The organism is Faecalibacterium longum (genome assembly GCF_040094125.1).
In the GTDB taxonomy this organism is placed as follows: Bacteria; Bacillota; Clostridia; order Oscillospirales; family Ruminococcaceae; genus Faecalibacterium; species Faecalibacterium longum.
This window is the reverse complement of sequence record NZ_JBBNIH010000129.1, coordinates 38,528-62,536: the sequence shown is the minus strand read 5'-3', so window position 1 is coordinate 62,536 and position 24,009 is coordinate 38,528. Positions and strand designations below refer to the sequence as shown.

The 24,009-nt window shown below is 55.7% G+C and carries 22 protein-coding genes; 2 read left to right on the top strand and 20 right to left on the bottom strand.

What is annotated here, in order from left to right; genetic code table 11:
- On the bottom strand, nt 1–498 hold a 498-nt coding region (locus AAAU26_RS06760; RefSeq protein WP_349180975.1), incomplete at its 3' end, for a replication initiator protein A.
- Between the two features lie 4 nt (nt 499–502).
- Complete coding sequence (locus AAAU26_RS06755) at nt 503–757, bottom strand: hypothetical protein (RefSeq protein WP_097793444.1); 255 nt, start codon at nt 755–757, stop codon at nt 503–505.
- A gap of 157 nt (nt 758–914) precedes the next feature.
- On the opposite strand from AAAU26_RS06755, the gene AAAU26_RS06750 reads away from it, so the two are divergent.
- A complete protein-coding gene (locus tag AAAU26_RS06750) occupies nt 915–1,766 on the top strand; it encodes a hypothetical protein (protein WP_158401763.1) in 852 nt (283 codons plus the stop codon).
- Nucleotides 1,767–1,859: 93 nt separating this feature from the next.
- Here AAAU26_RS06750 and AAAU26_RS06745 read toward each other — a convergent pair whose 3' ends face one another.
- The 18 genes from AAAU26_RS06745 to AAAU26_RS06660 form a co-directional block, all read right to left on the bottom strand.
- Nucleotides 1,860–4,352, bottom strand: a complete 2,493-nt coding sequence (locus AAAU26_RS06745) for a S8 family peptidase (RefSeq protein ID WP_227619117.1) — start codon at nt 4,350–4,352, stop codon at nt 1,860–1,862.
- A 4-nt stretch (nt 4,353–4,356) separates the two neighbouring features.
- Nucleotides 4,357–5,319 carry an AAA family ATPase gene (locus AAAU26_RS06740; protein ID WP_158401765.1) on the bottom strand — a complete coding sequence of 321 codons (963 nt, stop codon included), beginning with the start codon at nt 5,317–5,319 and terminating at the stop codon, nt 4,357–4,359.
- A gap of 671 nt (nt 5,320–5,990) precedes the next feature.
- A complete protein-coding gene (locus AAAU26_RS06735; protein WP_227619116.1) occupies nt 5,991–6,245 on the bottom strand; it encodes a hypothetical protein in 255 nt (84 codons plus the stop codon).
- Entirely contained in the window at nt 6,235–6,459 is a 225-nt protein-coding gene (locus tag AAAU26_RS06730) for a hypothetical protein (protein WP_227619115.1), read from the bottom strand. Before AAAU26_RS06730 ends, AAAU26_RS06735 begins: the two co-directional genes overlap by 11 nt.
- A 617-nt stretch (nt 6,460–7,076) precedes the next feature.
- Nucleotides 7,077–8,564, bottom strand: coding sequence for a bifunctional metallophosphatase/5'-nucleotidase (locus AAAU26_RS06725; protein ID WP_227619114.1), 1,488 nt, complete (start codon nt 8,562–8,564; stop codon nt 7,077–7,079).
- Nucleotides 8,565–8,596: 32 nt separating this feature from the next.
- Nucleotides 8,597–9,661, bottom strand: a complete 1,065-nt coding sequence (locus tag AAAU26_RS06720) for a hypothetical protein (RefSeq protein ID WP_227619113.1) — start codon at nt 9,659–9,661, stop codon at nt 8,597–8,599.
- Nucleotides 9,662–9,696: 35 nt separating this feature from the next.
- A complete protein-coding gene (locus AAAU26_RS06715) occupies nt 9,697–10,302 on the bottom strand; it encodes a gamma-glutamyltranspeptidase (protein ID WP_227619112.1) in 606 nt (201 codons plus the stop codon).
- Between the two features lie 16 nt (nt 10,303–10,318).
- Nucleotides 10,319–10,864: a DUF6935 domain-containing protein gene (locus AAAU26_RS06710; protein WP_217211003.1), complete on the bottom strand. Its 546-nt coding sequence runs from the start codon at nt 10,862–10,864 to the stop codon at nt 10,319–10,321.
- Between the two features lie 34 nt (nt 10,865–10,898).
- Entirely contained in the window at nt 10,899–11,330 is a 432-nt protein-coding gene (locus AAAU26_RS06705; protein ID WP_227619111.1) for a hypothetical protein, read from the bottom strand.
- A 13-nt stretch (nt 11,331–11,343) separates the two neighbouring features.
- Nucleotides 11,344–12,192, bottom strand: a complete 849-nt coding sequence (locus AAAU26_RS06700) for a TPM domain-containing protein (protein ID WP_217211005.1) — start codon at nt 12,190–12,192, stop codon at nt 11,344–11,346.
- Nucleotides 12,193–12,206: 14 nt separating this feature from the next.
- The gene (locus AAAU26_RS06695; protein WP_227619110.1) at nt 12,207–13,298 is read right to left on the bottom strand and encodes a TFIIB-type zinc ribbon-containing protein; all 1,092 of its coding nucleotides are present in this window, start codon (nt 13,296–13,298) and stop codon (nt 12,207–12,209) included.
- Nucleotides 13,299–13,387: 89 nt separating this feature from the next.
- Nucleotides 13,388–14,479 (bottom strand): twin-arginine translocation signal domain-containing protein, encoded by a 1,092-nt coding sequence (locus AAAU26_RS06690; protein WP_227619109.1) that lies wholly within the window; start codon nt 14,477–14,479, stop codon nt 13,388–13,390.
- Nucleotides 14,480–14,499: 20 nt separating this feature from the next.
- Nucleotides 14,500–15,366, bottom strand: a complete 867-nt coding sequence (locus AAAU26_RS06685; protein WP_227619108.1) for a DUF4428 domain-containing protein — start codon at nt 15,364–15,366, stop codon at nt 14,500–14,502.
- Between the two features lie 29 nt (nt 15,367–15,395).
- Nucleotides 15,396–16,832: an SPFH domain-containing protein gene (locus tag AAAU26_RS06680; protein WP_227619107.1), complete on the bottom strand. Its 1,437-nt coding sequence runs from the start codon at nt 16,830–16,832 to the stop codon at nt 15,396–15,398.
- A gap of 70 nt (nt 16,833–16,902) precedes the next feature.
- Nucleotides 16,903–18,459 (bottom strand): hypothetical protein, encoded by a 1,557-nt coding sequence (locus AAAU26_RS06675; RefSeq protein ID WP_227619106.1) that lies wholly within the window; start codon nt 18,457–18,459, stop codon nt 16,903–16,905.
- Between the two features lie 21 nt (nt 18,460–18,480).
- A complete protein-coding gene (locus AAAU26_RS06670; RefSeq protein ID WP_227619105.1) occupies nt 18,481–20,031 on the bottom strand; it encodes an acid-shock protein in 1,551 nt (516 codons plus the stop codon).
- An 18-nt stretch (nt 20,032–20,049) separates the two neighbouring features.
- Complete coding sequence (locus AAAU26_RS06665; protein ID WP_227619104.1) at nt 20,050–21,606, bottom strand: acid-shock protein; 1,557 nt, start codon at nt 21,604–21,606, stop codon at nt 20,050–20,052.
- An 87-nt stretch (nt 21,607–21,693) separates the two neighbouring features.
- On the bottom strand, nt 21,694–22,230 hold the full coding sequence (locus tag AAAU26_RS06660; RefSeq protein WP_349180973.1) for a spore germination YkwD domain-containing protein: 537 nt from the start codon (nt 22,228–22,230) through the stop codon (nt 21,694–21,696).
- 415 nt (nt 22,231–22,645) lie between these two features.
- On the opposite strand from AAAU26_RS06660, the gene AAAU26_RS06655 reads away from it, so the two are divergent.
- Nucleotides 22,646–23,977, top strand: coding sequence for an ABC transporter substrate-binding protein (locus AAAU26_RS06655; protein ID WP_227619102.1), 1,332 nt, complete (start codon nt 22,646–22,648; stop codon nt 23,975–23,977).
- Nucleotides 23,978–24,009: the final 32 nt, after the last annotated feature.

Genomic DNA, 24,009 nt, shown 5'->3' with positions numbered 1-24,009 from the left:
GATGCCCCCGGAATAGATAGGGTCAGGATCGTTCCACTCTGTTTTATTCTTATCAGTCTTATTTGCTTGCGGTTTTGACTGCTCCAGAATTGCGCTTTCGGCAGCACCTGAATTGCTGTTTGGGCAATTCTGTACCTGCGCTTTTGGCGGTCCAGACGAAAAGTCCATGACGTAGATCAGGCTGGGTCTGCCCAGACCACGGCGTTTGCGCTCGATGAGGTCCATGCCCTCCAGTTCCCGGAACAGCTTGACCGCTTTGTGTTCGGCACAGCAGAGAGATTCCTGCACTTCCCGGACGGTGTAAATGATATACACTCGCCCCTGCTCGTCCAGCCAGCCGTTCTTGACCGACAGGCTCATGCGGTCCAGCAGGATGCCGTACAGTGTCCGGGCGTCGGTGGAGAGCTGCCGGAAACGGCTGTCTTGGAACAGCGCTTTCGGGATGCGGAAGTAGGAGAACAATTCGCCCGACTGACCATAGAAGTAGTCATAACTCATGGTATTAACGGATCATCAACTCACGATCTGCGGCACCTTTCATATACATAGCTTCTGCGATGTCACATTCTGCCAATATGACGGCGGATTCCAAATCAAGGTACTTGCGTTTCTGCTCATCGTTCAGCATCCGAAAGAACTCCCGTTCGATTGCGTCACGCTTACTTGCTGCCGGTTGGTAGCGCGGTGTTTTCAGCAGCTCCTCCCATTCAGGCTGTACGGCTTTGTTAAAATAGTTCAGCATAAAGTCTTTATCCATAGACACCCTCCTTGTTTATGCGTTATTGTTGATTTCCAAACAATTCTTATTGAAATGAAAATCGCAAGATGATATACTTTACTTGTCTAAATTGAAAATTTTGAAATCGATTTAAACCGATTGCATTATAAAAAATTTTTAGGAGGTTGATTTTAGAATGAAACAAAGCAAAAAAAGCCATACAAAACGACATATATGGTTTTATGAGTTTGAACGTCTGTGGCTTTTGCTAACATTGCTAAACCTTATTGCGCTTTTCTTTATCATCAGAGGTTCTACTGCGCCACTCATTTTTGACAATGACATTCTTCGCTTTTTGTTTTATTCCCCTGAATCTAGTGACAAGACACTATATAATATTGCAATAAGCTATTTTGCAGCTTATATATTCTACATCATACAGGTGTACTATTTAGAGTATAAGAAAACTCAGAAAGCCCTAACAAGCATTGATATTCCTGCGCGTAACTTGATAAATCAAACAAATATGTTTTTGTTTGCATGGGAAACATTTACAAAGAGAAATTCACCTGACGATGGAACAATTTTAGGTGTAGATATAACTACAATATATTATAAAGATACCTCTGGTTTTGTGATGTCGGCAAACAAAGAAGAATTGAAGTCCATTATAAAGCGCATCCGGGATGCATACAACGAAATAATCAACAATTCTTTATTCGAACAATGTGACAACGCATTACGTCAGTTGTTGCTTCAACAAAATATTCCTGATGAAATGGAGGATTTATACAAAATACTACTAAGTGCTGAAATGTTAGCACAAGATTCCTCTACAACTATTCTGGAAACATATTCCATCTACACCGTTGACGACATCCGAACGCGTTTGAAAAAACTTGATTCTCTGCTAGAGCTAAACAGCGACTTCAACTATACTATTACAACAGATGAAAATGACATAAGACAACGTAAAAGAGTAGATTTAATGGGCTTGTTAATGATCCATGAGAATCTCAACTATTTCTCGCGTTTATACAAAAATTAAGATTCAGGTGAAGATAATCCTCCAAAATGTTGATAAAATAAAAGCGCAACTTCCATTCGTTCAGAGTAGAAGTTGCGCTTTTATATAAGGGTGTTATTCTGTTGGGATTTCCACTTCGATTGGATTATTAATCTGTGCAACAATTGGGGTGTACAGATCCACAGATACATCCGGAGTAGAAATAGATACGATTAAGGAATATCTGATTTTACTTTCAACTTTTCCTAAGTAGCTTCGTTCTCTCCACCATCCAACTACAGGATAGACGGCCAAATACTTTGCTTGGCTTAGTTCTGCTGCAGTTGCTTTAATAAAGTCTGAATGAATGGAGCCGACATCTCGATTGTCCGAACCAAGAAACCAACGCTCACTACCGCTACTACCGTCACCGCTGTCAGCCTTATCATCTCCACGCATCTTTACGTTAACTCTTTTCTTGAAATCTTCTATTGTCTCATTGCTATTGATGACATCAAAACGAAGTCCACAAGAAGGATAACGGTAACGATCTTTCCAGCCTTTTTCTCCGGGGCCGGGTTCAACAAAGTACGACAGAGTAACGCGCATCTCAACTTCAACTGTTCCAAGTGATTGAAGTACCTCTGAAGGCCATGGAATTTGATGCAAATGCATCTCTTTCATTTGAGGTACTCCATTCGCTTTTTCATATGGCTGCATTTCTTCTTGAATAATTAAATTCACAGAATTGTCTACACATTGAATTGCTCGTTCAAGATCAGGAACCCCATATCCACATGTGCGAAGCAGGTGTCTTCGACCACTGGATTTCCTTGTGTCTGTACAAAATTGCTGCTCCATTTGCGGTGTCCAGCGAGCTGAATGCACTAATAGTGCGCGTACCGTTTCCGGCCAAGCATCGGGATACTCAGCAAATATCTGAGCAGCCATATATGCCGCCTGAGCAGTAGCAGCACTAGTAGCCCAAATTGTTGAAAAGGGCCTTACCAAATGATTTTTTCCTGTAGTCAGCAATGATAAATCTGCACACGAATCATAATCGGTACCGTTTGTCACCATATTGCCGCCATTGAGAAGTATCTCTGGCTTAATTGGCCATTTTTTAGAGAACATCAAAGAAGTAGCACTATACGGCGAAAGCTGTCCATTATCTGCAACAGGAGTAAAACCTCTGTAGTTCTCATCATCAACACAGACATCTTTCGTGTATGCTCCAACAGTTAAAGCATTCCATGCTTGGCCGGGACTCTCAACGACATGTACTTCATTGGCATTGGGGTAACCTGAATCGTGCATTTCAGAAGGATCAACATTTCCAGCACTAATGAAAAATAACCGCTTTGCATCTTCTTCACCCACACCGGATGAAATGTTGTCTACAGCAGCAGACCACGATGTTGGACTTCCATCGTTAGTATTATATTGTGATGATGTTACTGCCATACAAATGCTACGATTTGCATTCGGATTGGAAATTTCCGCCAAAGATACAGCTTGCCCGGTCACCGCACCATACAAGTCTGGATCATTCTCTCCGTGAGGAGGCAAAATTTTTACAGATTCCAGATGGTGATACACATCAACTGTGTCAGAAGTACTTAATTTGTCCTTGAGATCATAGTACAATGCAACGCCAGCCATTTCGGTTCCATGTCCGTTATGGTCATTTTTTCCCCATTGGTCGTTAACCGCTTGTACGTTGTTCTCATCAATCGCTGGTTGAAGAAGTGGATGTGAATACATTATACCTGTATCAAGAATGCATACCGAAGCACTTGAAGGATGAAATTCTGTTCTTGATAACAAATCGTTTACCCATTCTTTTTGTTCAGAACCAGTTAACTCATCAAAAAAACTTGTTGGTTCTTGTGCTCTACGAATTTCAGCTAAATAATTGCACCCCTCAAGCAGCATCGATAATTGTGTACGCGTACCTCGGACGAGTCGAACTACTCGTTCTGGAAAAACAATACACTTTGAATTGAGTTCTATTCCGAATTCTTCACAGCATGTAGAAAGATCTTGCTCCGCTGCTGCATGATCGGATTTTTCATATCGGAGCCATATTTCACACCACGCTGGAACATCAGAAGGTATATCCTCTACTTTTCCTACCCAAAACGCCTCGAGCAAAGCAAGTTTTACATCTTCAATACTCCGAACTAAACTGTCGTTTTTTGGATTTTGTCCGGCTTCTAACGTGTCTAGCGACTCTGAATACGATTGGATTTTATCAAGGAAATATGTTGTTTTCTCTGCAGGAACATAAACAGTGGCCCTAACAATTTTTTCATCGTCTTGCCCATCTTCGCGTACATTAAGCAGACGTATACCTGAAGAATAATTGTCAAAGGATTTTGTAAGCAAATCGTATCCTGCTGCACCTGAAAATTCAAGATAGATTCCTTCTTTATGCCTAAAAGCCGCTACTTGTTTCTGATCATAATCTTGCTGTCTGCAGGCCTCAAGTTTTTGAAGAATAAAAGCGGCGTGCGCCTTTGGATTTTCGCGGCAAGGAAACGATGCACCCGATCTTTTGCGTTTTGAAATATACGGTAAGGCATGCTGCGTTTCATGAAGGAAAATATTGCGTTTCTCTACAGGCACGAGATCATGCCTCCTTCGCTATATATGCATTTATACGATCTTTAAGCATTTTTAAAAGATACACATTATCTATCTTTGTATTCATTAAAATAGAATTCTTAATAGCATCGTCACACACCCGAATGATTTCTGCATGGCTCAATTTGCTGGCCATGCAAACGGCCTCATCAGATACTTTAAAAGAACTATCAAACGTCCCCAATCTAATTTCAAATAGTCTTCTGACTTCATCACTTGTTGGCATCGCATAATGTAGAACATCATCAAAACGTCTAAAAAGTGCTTGATCCAATAATTTTTGATTATTAGTCGCTGCAATGATGATACTGTCCGAAGTATCCTGCTCAATAAATTGTAAAAAGGAGTTTAGGATTCTTCTTGCCTCGCCAACTTCATTGTCCAAACTTCTATCGGCACCGATGGCATCAAATTCGTCAAAAAAATACACTCCCGTTGAAGTTGAAATATTATCGAAAATCTGACGCAGTTTGGTACTTGTTTCACCCATGAACTTGGTAACGACTTTGTCCATCTGAATTGTATAAAGGGGTAAGTCCAACTCTGCTGCAATCACAGATGCCGTAAATGTTTTTCCTGTTCCCGGACGCCCTTCAATTAGAATTTTACGTCGATTGCTCAATCCATACTTTTGTAGCTTGTTTCGATTTCGGTACTCTATGAGCAATCGTTCTATCCGTTCTTGGATTTCCGTGGAAACAACCAAATCCGAAAGTCGTTCAGAAGGATGGGTGACAAGGAACATTTCATTCCCGTTGTTATTCAATCGGATTAGGTTCTTTTTTCCTTTACCAATTTTTTCTGCATACTGCTTAAGCTCACGAGCAAAAGTATCATGTCCATGCCTAGCTTCGTTAGCTGCAATTTGAAGGGTGATTGTTTTAAACCTCTCATCATCCTGTTCAATATGTGCCTTAATTAGACTTTTAACCTGATCAGCCGTTGCCAAGAGATCACCGCCCTTCCACTAGAATATAATTACTCATTTTTATTTTACTCAATATAAGTATGTCTGTCAATCCTGGATTACTGTCTCTTGGAACTTGTCTTGTTCTTAATCTACATTTAATATGAAATAAAAGCGCAGCTTTCATTCAAAATAGAAGCCACGCTTTTACGTTATATCGTATTTTATTGTAAATTGGGATGTGATACATCTGAACCCCATGTGAGTTACATCTCAAGGGCCTGTAGCTCACTTGTCCGCCAACCATACTACGCCCCAAACTGCATCATCTTGAAAATCAGCGGCTTGGAGACCATACTTGCGGCCCTAAAAGACCGTTTGGCTGGCAGAATATTTTATATGGACGAATATACGTTGATTTTTCTTTTCTCGCAGTGTATAAGGTGTGCACAAAAGCGAGACTGTTGGGAGAGCGTTCGGTTCGCATCCGAGAGGTCAAGGGTTCGAATCCCTCTAGGTCCACCAATTTGCCGCATCGTTTTGTACGATGCGGCGTTTTTTATGCCTAAAAAACTTTGGCAGACCGTGCCAGGCTCCGAACCCTGAAGTCGGATGCGAACCGGGCGGGGTCATCAATGTACTTTTTGAAAATCCATCGGTTTCACGCTTCTTTCTTTGCATTTTGCAGAGTTCTGCGGGCAAGCACATCGCTTTTATGCCCCCTTCTCGGAAATCCCTTCAAAAATCTCCGCACCATCGTAGGTCGATACAGCCTTGAGCTGCTCCACTTGATTGAAGCTGGCGTTCAGGGTGATTGAGATCTCATAGTCTTTTCGGACGCGAATCTCCTTGATGAACTGCTGCAAAATGGCGCGGCGTTCATCGTGGTTGGCAGTGTCGTACACATCCGCCCATGTAAACAGCTCGTTGCAGATTCGTTCACCCGTTGCAGCAGGATCATAATACATCACACCCTCCGTTTCTTCCGCCATGAGAGGGCGGAGCTTCATCCCCCATGCCGGATACGGCCAGCACATGATTTTTCACCAACATGAAAATACGGTTGGCAACAGCACCATGATTTTTGGTGCGCCTTTTGATGTTGGAAACTTTCAGCAATCGAGACAGTCGGAAGTACCATGTGGTCATCTTGAACCACGGCAGCAAATAGGTCGATTTCATTATCAATAATCCTCCAGTTATTTTACAGAATGTGAGCATTCGGACAAAAAGGATCGTGGTGGCGCACGACACCTTGCCCTTAAAAGCGTAAAAACGCCAGCCTCCCACAGTGGAAAGCTGGCGCAATATTGCACATCGGCATGATTATGGGTGGTGAAGCGGAACAATTGTGCCGGTTTGTTTGCAGTCTGGTCTACGGCAGCAGACAGGCTTTTTTTGATGCGTTACCCCAATAAAAAATCACAGTTACCTCCACAAACAGCAACTGTGATCGGATAGCGCATGAAATCGCCCGGACGAGTTACCGTTTTTTATAACTCGACCGGGAAAAGGCATAAATCAGCACAATAGGACAAAATCACCCGAACGATGATGTTGTACTGTTCTTTCTGTAAGAACGATACAATACTATTGAGGTGATGCTATAACCACCCGTCACCCCCCTGCCGCAAAGGCGCTGAAGGGCAAAAAGGTGAATACCATAGCCAGCGTCAAAAGGGCACTGACAAGGCGTGTTCGTTTTGAGAATCGTTGTTTCATGGGGTGCTCCTTTCTGTGGTAAATTTTTTTTCAGGGCCCCATTCGGGAGAAGCGTCAGCTTCCCCCGAAAAAAGTGGTCATTGCCCGGCAGGGGGCAGAATGGTCATTCTGCCGTCTACGGCGGCGTCCACCATCTCGTGCTCCCGGAAATACTCCATCAGGACATCCTGACAGGAGGTTGCCACGCTGCGGGGCTTCTGGAGCTTGCAGATGGTATCGTAGGAGATGTTGAAAAAGCTCTCGATGTTTTTGAAGTGGTAGTTCTGCAGCCCCACGGTGAACAAGGCATCGTCGCCGATCTCCTTGCCCACCTCCTTGCCGCAGTAGGTAAAGTAATCAAAGTCGCCCTTGGCGCGGTCGTAGTGCAGCCGCAGGGTGGAGGGCAGCTGGTAGAACTCGGTGTGGCCGGTGTAGGCCTCCTCTCGCAGCATGTAGTGGAGCATCTGGCGCAGCTGCCGGCCTGTCACCTTGAACATAAACACGCCGTCGTCGTAGGGGAAACCCTCGATGAGGTCGCCGTAGGTGACAATGGGGCCCAGCTTTTCGGCCCGGATGCTGCCGGAGCCGATGAGCATAATATCGATGCCAAGGCTGCGGGTGAAGATGTCCGCAAACAGGTTGCCAAGCTCAGTCTCCCGGGTGCGCTCCGGGTGGGTCAGCTCCCGGCGGAAGCGCGCCACGATGTGGCTGTACTTTTCGTCCACCTGACTGGTGAAGCGGTGTAGCACCTGCTCCATGGCGGGGTTGCGGGGGCAAGTCTCGGCGGTGATGGGCACCGTGTGCCATGTGTAGGAATCGATGCAGTTGTTGTCCGTGTCCACAATGATGTCAAAGCGGCCGATCTGGTCGGTGCCGGTGCCCGCCTGCGCAATGACCACGCCGTTTTCCTCCACCGCGTGCTCTGGCAGGGTGTGGCTGTGCCCGCCGATGATCAGGTCCACCCCCCAGGCCGGGTCCAGCTGGCGGGCCAGATGGCGGTCCTCCTCAAAGCCGATGTGGGTCAGCAGCACGGTAAAATCGATGTCGATGCTGTTGTGGGCGTTGCAGATCTTGCCCACCTCGGCGGCAGCTGCGGCGGTGTCCACAAAGGACCCCACCAGAGATTCGGACTTGGTCTGGTTGATGACGTCCTGGGTGATGATGCCGATGAAGAGGATGTTCATGCCGTCCACCCGCAGGATCTTGTAGGGAGTAAACAGCCGGGTGGGGGTGTTTTTGATGTAGAGGTTGGCGTTGATGATGGGAAAGCGCGCGCATTTTTCGATGAACAGCAGATGCGCGATGCCGTAATCCACCTCGTGGTTGCCGATGGTAACCACGTCCGGGGCAAGGGCGTTCATGATCTCGATGGTGGAAAGCCCTTTGTATTCGGAATCAATGACCGAGCCCCGGAACATATCACCTGCAATGGCGTAGATGGTGTTGGGCTCCTCTGCCCTCACCTTTTCGATGTAGCCGGACAGCATGGAAACGCCGCCCACCAGTTTTTCGTCCACCTGCTCTGCCAGAAAGTCTCCGTGCAGATCATTGGAGTGGAGGATGGTGATCTTTTTGGTGTGTTTCATGGTGCATTCCTCCCGGTGTGGGTCGGCAGCGGTCAGCCCATGGCCTCCTGCCGCGCAAAGTAGACCGTATTGACAAGGCTCATGTAGCTCTCTTCGCCGTCCAGATAGAACTTCAGGGCAAGGGTGTTCTCGTCCTCCAGGGTGACGGCGTAGCGGGAGCCGTCCTCCCCGGTAAAGGTAGCGTACCACTCCTGATTAGACTGGAAGGGCACCTCCGGGGTGCCTTCCTGATAGAACAGGTCGGCTTCCTCCACGTTCAGCTCCGGGTAGGGGGTGATGTAGCTGGCGGTGAAGGGCAGCTGGCTGCCTTCGGTGTCGGCGTCGGTGGGCAAAAAGCACATCCGGTCGGCGTCTGCGGGGTCAGTGTCAAAAACGCCCTCGTCGGTGTCGCGGTAGATCTCCAGCCAGTTGCCCTCTAACGACCAGGGGCTGGTATCGGTCTCCCAGTCGTCCCCTTCCGGGTAGATGGTAAAGTCGCACACGCCGTCTGCCTGCACCACATGGCCGTTCTCGCCGGAAAGGAAGGGGCTGAATACCAGCTCTTCGCCGGTGCTGGGGTACAGCTCCACCTCGGTGTTGGGGACGATATCGCTGATGTTGCACAGCAGCAGGATGGGCTGACCGTCCTCACTGTAATAGAGCTGTTTACCGCGCTGGAGCGGTTTTTCGGCATCGTCTGTCAGGCTCGTCTCGTAGACGGACAGGGTGGCCTGCGCCTCCTGCGGGAAGATGCAGTACAGGTCGCACCCGCCATCCGGTGCCACGACCCAGTGATCCTGCGGGATGTCGTAGACGAAGCCCCACAGCTCCCGCAGGTCGGTCTGGCTGTCCAGCACCTGCTGCACATCGGTGGTGATCTCGTAGGAGCCGCCCAGATACAGCACGCAGGCGCGGTATTCGTCCTCCCCTGCCAGAAGGCGCATGTAGGTCACGTCCTCCGGCTCGGTGTACTCCTGTTTGGCGGAGGGCGATGCGATCATGTTGTCTCCGTCCAGCATTTTTTCGGGCTTGGAGCTGGACGCGCTGCTGCCTTTGCCGCAGCCCGCCAGACCGATGGTCAGCGCCAGCAGGGCTGCCAGAAGTTTCAGTCGTTTCATAAGTTCTCCTTTCTCATGCCCTGCCGGGGCGCACCTCAGAGGGCAGCGCCGGGCGTTGGGTGGTTGGAAAAAACGTCCACGCCCTCCACCGGCACAGGGCTGTCGGTCTCGGCGGAAAACTGGGGCGACCAGTCCAGCGTGCGGCCGGTGGTGCAGTAGACCACCGCCGTGATATCGGGGGTGTCAGGGGTGCCGTTGCACAGCAGCAGAATGGGCTGGCCACCCTGCCTGCCGTAAAGTTCTTTCCCCAGCTGCGCGGGATACGCGGGGTCCTGTTTCTCATAGACAAAAAGCGTATCCTCCCTGCGCACGGCAAAGATGCAGTACAGCTCGCGCCCGCCGCCCGGCGCTGTGACCCAGCGGTCTGCCGGGATGTCCGTAACAAACTGCCACGGCTGTTCCGGTAAGCTGTCCAGCGCAGCGTCCACATCGGTGGTGCGCTCCGGGACACTGCCCAGATAGAGCACCACGGCAAGGCTGCCGTTCTGCTCTGCCTGCTGCCGCAGCTGCGCCACGGTCACAGCGTCCTGCCGGGGGACGCTGTCCGGGGCGGACGCGCCGGAGCGGATGGGGTCGCCGTCCACCGGTCCGCAGCCCGCAAGCCCCAGTGTCAACGCCAGCGCGGCGGCAAACAGCTTCATGGTCACGCCCTTCATCTTACGCCCACGGGTCGGCCGATGTCGGGATGCGGATACCGGTCATCAGGTACTGCTCCCACAGAAACCACTGCCCGTTGCCCTTGCGGCGCAGCTTGATGGGGCGGGGGTCATCGGCACCGCCGCAGGGGATGAACAGTTTGCAGTAGCCCTCCTCGGTGTTGGAGGTGTGGTCACTGCCCACCAGCAGGGTGAAGGGCTGGCGGGGGGTATAGCCATTTTCCGGCGATGCACCCACAAAGTAGGAGAAGGGGATGTAGCTCTTGCCGTCCCGGAAGCGGTCGTTCAAAAAGGAGATATCCTGCCCGTTCAGCGGACGGGGGCCGCGCAGCCAGTTGAGCATTTCCTTTCCGATGTTCTTGTCGGCACCGTAGGCGCACAGCGCACAGACGGTGAGGGCTGCAGTCTTGAAGGGGGTGTCAAGGCTTGCTTCCGGCAGCGCCTGCATCTGGGCAAGGCTTTCCGGCAGAGCCTGAAAGGTAAAGGTGACGGTCTGGTTGCCGCCGGTGGCAGCCGTGGCCTGCTTCATCTTATCAAAAAGTCCCATGAAAATACTCCTTTCTGTTTCAGCCGTAAAGGGTTCAGCTCCGGTTCGGGTCATGGCGGGGCACGGTCCGCCTGCGGACGATCTTCTGGTTCAGATCCAGACTGAGGTTTGCAAAATAGCCGTTTTCAAAATACCATGCAATGTCCTTTGTGTCCATACCAACGCTGTTGCACAGCCACCGCAGGGGTACTTCTGCCCCGGAGTAGCTCTCCACCCTGCGGGCGATGGTTCTTGCATGGTAGCGGCGGGCCTCCCCGCGGGCAAACAGCGCGAGGGGCACAGCGCCCACCACGATCCAGAACACATAGCCTCCGATGTGGGAATAGTCCTTATCCTGCAAACTCAGGCAAAGGGTATACAGCCCGCCGACAGAGCAGAACACGCAGAAGGCAAGCCCTGCGTTCCGCAGCCATTTGAGGAAACGGGGGATCTCGCCGCGGGCTTTTTCCGAAAGATAAGGGTTCATAAACATGCTCCTTTCAGAACGAACCGCCTCCGCCGCCGTGGGTCGTGCCGCTGGAGGAGGTGTGGGTGGAGCTGCCGCCGGAGCTGTCGGAGTCCTTTTCCTCCACATGCTCCGTGCGCTGCACATCCCGGTACAGGAACAGCTCCCGGCTGTTGGTCAGATTCATGCTGCCCTCCCGCACATAGCTGGCGGCGTTCTCCTGGAACGCCACGCTGCGCAGCTGGCTTTTCATTACGCTGACGACGACCCATGCCAGCACAAGGCCGATGCCCAGCGCAAGGAACAGGTACATGAGAGACAGCGGCTCCCGGGGCAGGTTATTCACGTCATAGGGGTGGCCCTCCCGGGCAGCGTCGATGTAGGTATCCGACCACTGGACAAAGGTGCGGAATGCACCGGCGTAATCTCCATCGGCCATGAAGGGGGTCATCTGCTGGCCAAGGTACTGGATGCCGGCATCCGTAAAGGCGGTGATACCGTAGCCGCAGGTGGAGATGTGCCACTTGCGGTCGCCCACGCTCACCAGCAGAAGCACGCCGTCCATATCGGGGCCGTAGCCGTACTGGCAGTAGTCATACAGATCATCGGCAAACTGCTCCATGCTGTCGGCACCAACGCTTTCCATCGACTCGATGGTGGCAATGGTCACATCGAAGCTCTGGCGCAGGCTCAGCTCTTCCAGTGCGTCCTCCAGCTCGTTGTCCTCGTCCTCGGTCAGCACCTCAGCGTCGTCGAACATGCGGTAGTACAGGTCGGCAAAGCCGCCCTCTACCGCAAAGGCCGGAACAGCCAGCGCCGCCGCAAGGACCAGTGCTGCCAGCGCCGCAAAGAGGGAGTGCAGTCGGTTGGAAGTCTTTTTCATCGTTCGTCCCTCCTTTACAGGATCCGTGCCAGCCACAGCAGCCACATCACGCCGTAGGACGCGGCGGAAAGGGCAGCCGTAAGACCCAGCATCCACTTGCGGGCAGCGCCCTTGTCCACGGGCAGGTCACCCACGAATCTGCCGGTCTGACCATTCATGGCAAACAGGTAGTTTTCGCCCCGCCAGCTGGTGCTCAGCAGCCAGACCGGGAACAGGGCGTACTTTGCCTTGCCGCCGTGCAACTGGATACTGCTGCTTTCCACCTTGACCGAGTCGTAGCCGGTAACGGTCTGCTGGAACGTCTCCTCGGTGGAGCGGCGGATGCGCTTGTTGGCCCGCTCGATGCTGTCCTCGGCGCTCACATCGTATTTGTCTGCCACATAGCCGGCCAGATAGGCGGTCTGGAACGGGATGGCGTCCTGCATGGCGAAGGGCTCGATGGATTCCATCAGGTCGTCCTCGATCTTGGACGAGCCGTCCACCGGCACTGCGTCAAAACCCAGTGTGCCGTCCCGCCGGACGGAGTAGTAGTTGGTCTCGGTATAGTCGTATTTGCTGTCCGACCAGCAGCGGGTCCGGGTGGCGGTGAACCGCAGCTGAGCATCGGCGTCGCTGTCGAAGAGCCAGAAGGGCACATACACGCCCTTGATCTCGTCGATGTGGTTCTGGCTGCGGAACACCCGGGGCAGCAGGGTCTTGCCCTTGAGATGCTCCTGCAGCTTTGCCTTGGCGGCCTTTTTGTCCAGCTTAAAGGGGATGATGAGGTCGGGCCGCAGCGTCCCGGCAAACTGTCCGGTGAGGACGATGGGGTTGCCGCAGAAGGGGCAGGCGGACGCGGCCATGGTGTCATCGCCCACGATCTCGCCGCCGCAACTCTTGCAGCTGTAAGTATGCAGACCGGCGGTCTCCCCTTCTGCCCAGCTGCCGCCGGGGGTGGCCCACTCCATCTCGCTGGGCTTTTCGTCCTTCAGCTCCTCGTCGTAGCCCTTGAGGGTATCCACGTCAAACTCGGTGTCGCAGTAGGGGCATTTCATCTTCTGGGTGGCGCTGTCAAACTGGATGGCGCCATCGCAGCAGGGGCACTTGTATTCCAGCATTCCTGCCATAGCGTTTCCTCCTGTTGTTTCAAAGGGAGCCGGGGGCTCTTCCCCGGCCCCGCTGTTTTTGTGTTGGTCTCCCCGCCGAAGCGGTCGGCTCAGAAGTCCGTGGTGATGCGGAACACCACCGGCTCGTCCGGCTCGGTGGCTTTGCCGTAGTGACCCACTGCCAGGAAAGCGTTTTCCTCCAGCGGCAGGAAGACATCAAAGGTGCAGAACTCTCCGCACAGCTGGCACAGGGTCTCGCGCTCGCCCACGGGGAGGGACTTTTCCAAAAATGTGCCGTCCGGCGCGTACAGCTCCCATACATAGCCCGTGTCCAGCAGATAGCCGTTGGGGCGCTTCATCATCACGGCGTCAAAATTGCCCACCGGCTGCGTGCTGCGGGCCAGCTCATTGCCGTCCAGATCAAAGGCGGCAAGGTAGTAATCGCCGCCGGAATCCAGCTCGCCCACCGTCAGCAGCTCGTCCCCGCTGAGGTTCAGGGAGGGCATGCTGCAGAAGGGGCCGATCTCGTTATCGCCCTCCAGCGTCAGCTCGGTGTACTCGCCGTCCTGCACCAGCACCGGTGCGGAGTCGGTCCAGTAGATCACGGTCAGGTCCCGGTCCTTGGAGGAATAGCAGCTGCCCATGTAGTCCAGCGCGTCGCTGGGCTCCTCCGGGTCACTGCCGTTCAGATCGTAGCAGTAGACGTCAAAGGTGTCCATGGCATAGAGGATGCCATTGCGGTCGATGCTGAGGGCGTTTCTGCCGTCAATGTTGTACTCTGCCACCGGGGTCAGCCGGTCGTCCTTGATGGCATACTCGAAAATCTTGGCAGACTGCTCTTCATCGTCCTCGTTGTAGAAGCTGAAGAAGTAATTGCCCCGGTAGCTGTCCGCATGGATGCAGTGATGCGCTCCGTCCAGTTCCCGGCGGACGTCAAAGGGGATGTACTGCGCCTTGAAGGTGTAATCGCCGATCTTCAGTTCCCCGGTCTGGAACTGGGTCACAGGGGGCCCTGCAGGGGCGGCTTTGTCCTCTGCTGATTCCGGCTGTGCCGAAGCGGACGGGGCACTGCTGCCGGAAGCCGGTGCGCTGGAAACGCTGGAAGCGCTGGCGGCACCGGAGCCGCCGCAGGCGGTCAGCCCGAGGGCGGCGGTGGCAAGGCCCATGGCCTTGAGGAAATCTCTGCGCTGGATCTTTCTCATATCCGTTCCTCCTTTTGGGGTCACTGCACTTTTGCAAAGGCTTCGTCAGCACGGCGGCTGTACAATGCCATGCCGCCGGTCTGGGCGTCGTTTGCCAGATTGATGTTCTCCACGAACCGGGCCTTTTCCTGCTCAGAGAGCTGCCCGCCCTTCATGGCGGCAGATGCCACGGCACCCATGGCACCGATCATGCCCATCTGGCCCTTCAGCTCCCGTTCCTCGGCCTTGGACATCCGGCGGCCGAACATGCTGGTCTCATTGTCGTGGACCCCGAAGATGTGGTCCAGATGCTGCCGTGCGATGTGGGCATAGCCGATTTCCCGCCGGTCCCGCTTGCTGAAGCAGATCACCAGTTCCTGCTTGATGTAGGGGTGGGGATGCAGACCCCGTCTGGTCTCTGCCTCGGTAATGCCGCGGGGCTGCACCAGCTTCAGCTTCAGGCCGCCGCCGTTGAGGGTGGGTTTCTGGCCCGGCTCCTTGGCGGGGGTCTCGTCCAGATACTCCTCATAGCTGGCGATCTGGTCGTAGCGGATCAGCTCCGGCATCTTGCCCCGGCCGCCGGTGCGGTCGTCGATGTACAGCATTCCAAGCTCATCGCAGAACACCAGCCCCATTTGCGTTGGGGTGGAGGGGTATGCGTTGACCCGGAACCCGGTCTTGTCGAACACCTCGTCGAATACCCGCTTCATCCGGGCCATGTACTCCATGTGCTCCTTTGCTTCGTCCAGCGTCAGCTCACTGAGCCGGATATATTTGGAGCACTTGTTGCCACAGTCGTCGCAGAGGAACTGTCCGTCCCGGAGCTTGGAGCGGTGCAGGGTGCCGCACTCCTTGCCGCAGACCGCACAGTTCTGTTTTGCGAATAAATTGGAGAAGAATCCCATCATGGTATGCTCCTTTCCATGTTTGCTGTTTATCAGGTCCGGTCGCTGTCGTCAAAGGGGTCGCCGCACTCCGGGCAGAACTTGGGCGGGTGAGCAGGGTCTTCCGGCTCCCAGCCGCACTTGTCGCACTTATACTTGGGCGTACCGGCGGGCTTTGGTTTGCCGCACTCGGAGCAGAAGCGACCCTTGTTCACTGCGCCGCAGCTGCACTTCCAGCCTTCTGCTGCCGCCGGGCGGGGCTTGCTGCACTCCGGGCAGAACTTGCCGGTGACGGTGGCACCGCAGCTGCAGGTCCAGCTGTCCGCAGCGGGCTTCGGCTCCGGCTTTTTGCTGCCGCATTCCGGGCAGAATTTGCCGGTAACGGTAGCGCCGCAGCTGCACTGCCAGCTGTCCGCCGGGGCGGGTGCGGGACGGCTGACCTGCTGGGGCGCGTCCACGCTGTCCGGACGCGCCTGCTGGCCCATAGCGAACAGGTTCTGGGCGCTCATGCCGCCCATGCCGCCTGCACCGGCTGCCATGCCCATGCCCATAAAGCCGGTCATGGCACCGGCGGTGTTGCCGGCGGCGGTCTTCATGGCGTCGATCTGACCACCCACCAGACGGGCGGCAGCGGTGGTGGGATCGGTGGTCATGGCATTCTCTTCCCACTCGGTGATCTTCTTCTGCTGCTCCTCCGGGATGGACAGGGAGTTGATGTTGAAGGAGAACACTTCAATGCCGCGCTTTTTGCGCCAGACGCTGGACAGCTGCTCGTTGAGCGCCTCGGAGATCTCCAGCGTGTGGGCGGGAATCTCGTAATACTGCACCTTGTTGGCCGAAAGGGTGGCCAGAGCGGGCTGCAGGGCGTTCATCAGCTCGCTCTTCAGCCGGGGTGCGATCTCGGATGCGTCATACTGGGTGGAGACGTTGCTGCACACGTTGGTGTAGAACAGCAGCGGGTCGCAGATGCGGCAGGTGAAGCTGCCGTTGCACCGCAGGTTCACCGAGAGCTTGTAGCCCCGCTCCTCGCTGACCACCACCCGGAAGGGGATGGGGGTGGCGGTGCCGTACAGGATCTCGCCCAGCTCCTTGGTGTTGATGTAGTACACGCGCTGATCCTTGCCGGTGTCGCCGCCGTAAGTAAAGCGCTTAGCCACGGTCTGGAATGTTTCCGCCAGACTGTCGCCGAAGTTGCCGGTAAAAACGCTTGGCTCGGTAGAAGCATCGAAGGTGAACTCGCCCGGCTCAGCGCACACCTCCACCACGCGGCCCTGCTCCGCGATGAGCATGCACTGTCCGTCTGCCACGGCGATGCCGCTGCCGTTGGTGATGATGTTGTCCTCGCCGTTGTTGGAGCTGCGGCGGGAGGTGCGCTTCTGGCCCTTGACCATCAGCACATCCTTGTCCAGAGAATCGCAGTAGAAAAATTCCTTCCACTGGTCTGCAAGGGTTCCGCCCAGTGCGCCCATACCTGCTTTGATAAGACCCATAGTAATTTCCTCCTGTTATTTGTTTGGTGTAAGCGACAACGCTTTGTCATCGCATTGCGTTCGGTTTCGATCACGGTACAGGGGTTAGATTCGGAGAGTCGTTTTTCCAGTAAATGGGACGCGTATCCCGGTCAAACAGCACTTCTCCGGCGCGGTATTTCAGGCTGCAGCCGCTGGGGCTGCCGTCATCGTTCAGCAGAATGGCCCAGAACTCGCACGGCTTGCCGTTCTGATCGGTCAATGTAAAATGCAGCTCGGTGCCGTCCTCGGTGCGGCCCTGTGTTCCCTCTGCGGTGCCGGTCAGAATGCCGCTCCACCCGTCCCATTCCACGCTCATACAGCAGCTGCCGTCCGGCAGGAAGGTCATCCAGCGGATACCCTTTGCGGACTCGTCTCCGGCGCGGTATGTTCCCCACAGCCTGCGGGGAATGGCGGTGTAGCCGATGTCGTCCCATGCCTCGGTGCGTTGAAAAACGTACCAGACCTCACTGCCCTTTTTGAGGCCGGTGGACTGCATCCGCAGCGAACCGTCCTCCATCATCGAGATGATCCAGCGGCTTCTGCCGTCCTCGCTGAGGCATGTCAGGTTCCAGCCCTGACTTTTTTCCCCGTCCCAGCCGGTCACAGCGCCGGCATTCAGCTCTCCGGTGCGGGTCTCGGCAGCGGACTGGATCTGCGGGCTGACGTATGTTTCCCGGATGAAGGAGACGGTCACCGTGCCGGTGATCTCGGCCTTTTCCAGCCGCAGGGTGCAGCTTTCGTTGCGGTCGGCGGGGGCATAGCTTTCACCCTGCGTCACCGCCGTGACTGCCATCCACTCGGCCAGCACCTGCTGCTCCCAGTCCTGCGGCAGCGGCTGCGCGGCCAGTGGGATGACCGGGACATCGCTCACATACTCTTCCCCGGACGCGCTGAACCTGTGGACCACGAAGGAAATGTTCCCCGATTCGTCCAGCGAAAAGGGCAGCTCGTCCAGCGAAGTCCACCATGCGGTGTTTCCCTCTTTCAGACTGCCGGTGGGCAGCAGTCCTCTCTCAATGGCGGCTTGACGGTCCAGCTCATCCCGGCGCTTCACGTCGCGGTAAAGCGACTCTTCCAGCGCAGCGGGGTCTGCCCCCATGCGCTGCAGCATCTGGGTGACGGTCAGCTGGTTTCCACTTTCAAAGTCGAAGCACCAGCCATTGTGGAAGGGCGCATCCGTACCGCCGTAGCAGCTGCTGACCACAAGGCTGACACAATCGTCATACCAGCTTGCTTCCCAGTTCATTTCAATGCTGAAATCCCACACGGCCGGGTCGGCCGCCGCCGGGCAGCCTACGTACTCCTGCACATCGTATTCGTAGTACCGGGCGACCTCGGCGTTGATGCGGGCAGCATCGGCGCTGTCGCTTTCCAGCCGGGGCAGATGGATGTTCAGTCGGACCTTGCCGCCGTTTTCTGCCTGCACCACCTTTTCAAGGGTGTACTGCTCGGCGATCGCCGCGGTGGCGTGCATGGAATCAGGCGGGGGCGATTTCAGCTCCCGGCGGCCAGCCGGGCGGGCAGAGGCTGCGGTCTTTGCCCCGCAGCCCGCCAGCAGCGCCGCCAGCAAAGCCGCCAGCGCGCCGCACAGTGCCAGGTGTTTCATCTTGCACCTCCTGCTCGTTTATCAGCCGTAGCTGTGGGTCAGCACCAGCGGGACCGTTTCGTTCGTCAAGGGGTTCTGCCCGCTCAGGGGGGTAAGGATCAGGCAATCAATGCGATAATCAAGCTTCAATGCAGCGCTGAACGCAACCCATTCCGGGCCGTTTTCGGTGTCGCGGATAAGAGAGAAGCCCAGCGCGGTGCCGTCCGGGGTAGCGCCCAGATAGGTGACAGCACCCTGATAGAAATAGCGGTTGTTGTGGGTAGCCAGCTGGCAGCCGCCGCCTGAATTCAGGTCCAGCCAGCACCAGTTCTCCCCTTCCCCAAGGCTGAAGCTGCCGGTGGAATCTACCTGCTGCGGGCTGTTCCACTCAGCGGTCAGGGGGGCAAGCTCTGTTTCCGTACCGTCTGCACACAGCAGGCTGACCTCGGCGTCCCGCAGCGCCAGCGCAGTGCCGTTGTTGGCAATATAGATGGGGTCGGCACAGAGCAGAATCTGCCCATACAGCAGGCAGCGCAGCACATCCACGTACTCCACAAAACCGTCCTCGGTAAGCAGGTAGACTACGGGATGGAAGGACGCGCCCAGCTCACCGATGCACACATCTACATAATTATTATAGGCGTTGCGGATGGGCAGAGTGACATCGCCGTCCAGACGGATATCATAATCCTCTGCCCATGCGATGATCTCGGGGGTGTGTTTGATGGTAACGGTGCGGATGTCGCCGTCCAGCAGCACCGAAACGCTTCCGTAGGTATCGGTAAGCACCGGCGTTTTGGCAGGGGCGGCGGGGGTCAGCGGAAGCTCCACCTCCAGCGGCCGCCAGCCGCTGCCGGCGGTAGTGTGGTATCCGGCAACAAGGGTGACGGTATTTTCGTTTTTCAGCAGCACGGTCAGGTTTTCCAGCCCGTTGTCCCGCAGGGTATCGGCGCGCATCCCGGAAAGCATGCCGCTTTCCCGCAGGGAATCGTAATATTCCTGCTGCACCATCTTGCGGTCAAAGGTCTGTATGGCGGCGCGGTACACTGCAAGCTGCGTCTCGTCCGGGTCCAGTCCCATGCGCATGAGCAGCTCGGTGACCGAAAGCTTATGCCCGGCGGCAAAATCGAAGCACCAGCCCTGAGAATAGATGGGGTCTGTACCGCCGTAGTAGCTTCTCACCACAAGGCTTACGCAGTCGCCGTACCAGTAGGCGTCCCAATCGATGTAGGTCTGCGGGCACCATTCGTCCTGCGACACCTCAGCCTGCGGGTAGCTTTCATAATCCCGATATTCCGCCGCATACATGGCGGCAAGCTCATTATTGATATATTCAGCATCCGGGCTGTCGCACACAAGCTGCGGCACATGGATGGTCAGCTTCTGGGTGATGCCGTACTCGTCCCGGACGGTTTTTTCCAGCGTGAATTGCTCCATGATACGTTCCTTTTGAACGGCAATCGCCGGGGCATTCTGGCTGCTGCCGGTGCTCTGGCTGGCGGCAGCAGAGCCGGAGCTGCTTTTTGTGCCGCCGCACCCGGCCAGCACCAGCGCGGCAGCCAGCACCAGCGCGGTAAGGCGTTTGTGTTTCATGGTCGTTCTCCTGTATTCTCAGTCGTAGCTGCGGGTCATTTGCAGCTGGGTCTCGCCCTCGGCAAAGGGGTTCTGCCCGTCGATCATGGTCATGGTCAGGTTGTCGTACAGGTCCATCTTGAACGCCGCCACAAAGTCGAGCCCCGTGTCGGTAAAGATGGCCAGCACCATGCCCTCCGGCACCACGCCCAGATACGCTGCGTCGCCCTGATCGATGCGGCTGTTGTTCTGCACGCCCAGCTGAACGCTGCCGTCGCTGCTAAGCTCCAGCCAGTTTCCGTTGGTGCAGTTGAAGGAGCCGGTGATGGAATAAGGGATATCCTGCACGCTCCACTCTGACGACAGGTCAGCCAGCTCCAACACAGAGCCATCCTTCCGGCGCAGGTTCACCTTGCTATTGCCGCTGCGCTCCAGCGACACGCCGTTGTTGGCAATGTAGATGGGGTCCTGACAGATCATGGCGTTTCCGAACAGAAGGCAGCGCAGCACATCTACATACTCCACCACGCCGTCTTTGGTCAGCAGATAGACCACCGGGTGGAAGACCGAGTCGGTCTGCTGACCGATGCACACGTCCACATATTCATTGTAAGAGCCAAGGATCGGGTAGGTGCGCGCCTGCTCCAGCCGGAGGTTGAGCTCGGTGTTCCAGGTGGCGGTCTTGGGTGCAGGGCTCACGGTGATGGTGGCCTGCATTCCCTTCAGCTGCACCTGCACGCCGTCGAAGGTGTCAGTCAGCACCGGCTGCGCCTGCGGCTGGGCAGCGGTCTGCAGCGGGATCTCCATATCCAGCTGCTGCCATCTCTCTTCGGACGCGGAGCTGTATCTGCCCCGAATCACCAGCTGATTTTGCTCCGGCAAAAGCAGGCAAAGGTTTTCCAGTTCATTGTATTCCAGCGTGTCCATCCGCATTTGCGACAGTTCTCCGTCGAGACGCCAACTCTCGTAATATGCGCCCTGCGCCATCTCCCGGTCAAAGGTCTGCATGGCCTGCCGCTGCATCTGCTGCTGCACGGTGTCCGGGTCCAGACCCATCCGCTGCAGCATCTCGGCCACAGTGAGCTGCCTGCCGGTGGCAAAATCGAAGCACCAGCCGTTGTAAAACCACGGGGCGGTGCCGCCATAGCGGCTGCGCACCACCAGGCTGACGCAGTCGCCGTACCACCAGTCATCCCAGCCCACGCCGATCAGCGGGGCATCGCCGTCCGGCTGCCCGGCCTCCTCGTAGGCCTCGAACTCCCGGAAATCCGCTGCATAGATGGCGTTCAGCTCCTCGTTGATGGAGGCGGCGTCCGGGCTGTCGCATTCCAGCTTGGGCACATGGACGGAAATGTACTGCACCGTGTCCTCTCCCCACACGCCCGAAACGTTCTTTTCCAGCGTGTACTGGTCGGTGATGCGCTCCTTCTGGGCCGTCTGCACCGCTGCGGCTGCGGCGCTTTGGGAAGCTGCGCCGGAGCTTTGGTCGGCAGCGGCGCTGGGGCCTGTGGGGGCCGCGGGGGCAGCTGCGCCGCCGCAGCCGGTCAGCCAGAGAGCCGCCGCCAGAACCACAGCAGCAAAACATTTGTGTTTCATGGGGGTGCTCCTTTCGATAAAGCCCCGGGCACAGGGGGAGTGTGCCCGGGGCAAAAGGGGGTGTCCGTATCAGCGGGGCCGCTGTGCTCAGGCGGTCTTCCCTCCCTCGGCAACGACTGCGACCCAGTAGGTTGCACTGCCGTACTCGAACACATGGATGCCCACCAGCGTGACCAAAGGCGATTTCAGCTGTTCCAGAGCAGGATCGCCCGTTTGGGCCATCAGCTGTTCTCCCATCAGCTTTGCATCGTCCTGGCATACGTATCTCGGGGCAGCCTTATATGTGCCCTCGCTCACCTCGTTCATAGACAGGCCGATCGGCTGGTACAGTTCCGCATTTTTGTAGCCAAGTATTGCCTTGTGAGCTTCAGCAAATGCATCCTCGCTTTCACCGAGTGGTTTGTTCGACAGAATGATCTTCGCCACTTCTTCTGCTGCTTTATTCAGGCCGCTATCCAGCGTAAGCGGGGACAGCTTTCCACGGTAGAGGTTGAGTGCTTCCAGCACTTTAGCGTCTTTGGGTGTAGCGGGGGCGGCGGGTGCGGAGGACCCGCCGCCGCAGCCTGCCAGCGAGAGCGCCACAACGGCTGCGCCGGTAAGGGTGAGGAATTCGCGTCGATTCATCTTTTTCATGGGGTGCTCCTTTCTGTTTGTCCCCCTCTGCTTTTTAAGGGGCTCTGGTTTTGGTATTCTCTGCACTTGCAGACCGCTCCATCTTATGCTATCCTTATGAATAGAATCCGCAGTTGCCCGTTGACACGTTTTGTGCACAGCGACAGGCTTTCTGCACCGGCGCAGGACTTTTTCTGGTTGTACTGTACCATACCCGGGAAAAAATTGCCCCCTCAGAAAAGCCGTTTTTGGGGGGCAATTCCAAAAAAATTTTTGGGGTTTTGGGGCTTCCCCCTCAAAAAATCCCCCCAAAAAGCCCAAAATTGGGGGGATTTTGGGGGAGTTTCCCACCAAAACAGGCAGCTGCAGCCCTGCCTGTGCCGGTTTTCCCCCTCTGGCTGCAATGTGTGGAAAGGAATCATGAAAAATGGAACGAAGGACATTTTTGAAGCTTGCGGCGCTCGTCCCCGGTCTGGCGCTTGCGGGCTGCGGCGGCAGCAAGACCCTGCTCTCGCCCAAGGACCCCACCATGCTCAGCATCTGGCATGTGTACGGCGAACAGGCCGACTCGCCCATGAACCGCCTGCTGACCGAGTTCAACGACACGGTGGGCAGAGAGAAGGGCATCCTGCTCAACGTGACCAACATGACCAACAGTGCCGCCATCGGCGGCCAGCTGCAGGACGCCAAGGCCGGCAAGCCCGGCGCGCTGGACCTGCCGGACTTGTTCTCGGCCCACTCCGCGGACGCCAGCGCTCTGGGCATCGAGAACCTTGTGGACTGGAACGACTGGTTCACCGCCGAGGACATGGCGGCCTATGTGCCCGGCTTTGTGCAGGACGGCATCATTGACGGGAAGCAGGTGGTGTTCCCGGTGTCCAAATCCACCCAGCTCATCTTTTTGAACGGCTCCCAGTACGCCCGGTTTGCGGCGGACACCGGGGCGCAGCTTTCCACCCTTGCCACATGGGACGGCTTTTTTGAAATGGCGGGTGCCTACCGGCAGTGGTCGCAGGGCAAGCCCTTCTGTGCGCTGGACTATCCCCTGCGTCTGGTGGAGCTGAACGCGCTGGAGCAGGGCAGCGGCGAGCTGTACAAGGGCAGCTGGTACGATCTGACCAACGAGACCTTCCGCGCTTCGTGGATGGAGTTTGCCCGGGCGCTGGTGCAGGGCGATATTCTGATCTCGGACCTGTACTCCAACACGCAGGTGATGACCGGCGAGACGCTGGCGGGCCTTGGCAGCTCTGCGGCCATCCTTTATTACAATGATTTCGTCACCTACCCGGACAACACCACCGAGCCCACCGACCTGCTGCTGGCTCCCCTGCCCCACGCCGCAGGCACCACCACGCCCCTGATGCCGCAGGCCGGTGTGGGCCTGTGCGCCTTTAAGACCACCGACCAGAAAGCCGAAGCCGCCGCCGTGTTCCTGCGCTGGTTCACCGAACAGCAGCGCAATCTGGAATTTGCCGCCGATACCGGCTACATGCCGGTGTCCAGCGCCGCCTTTGACGCCATTGCGGACTATCCCTTTGAGCAGCAGAGCTATCAGCGGCTGTACGACGTCTACAACGAAATGCGCATCCAGAACACCCCCTTGTCCGAACCGGGCATCGTGGGGTACCACGCCAAGGCCAAAACCTTGTACGACAGCCTGCGCCAGCGCCAGAAGGACTACCCCCAGCGCCTTGCGGGCGGCGAAACGCTGGAAGCCCTTGCCGAGGAAACATGGCAGCTGCTGTGTGACAATGCCTGAGCCTGCCGCTCAGCCGGAAAGGAGGGACTTTG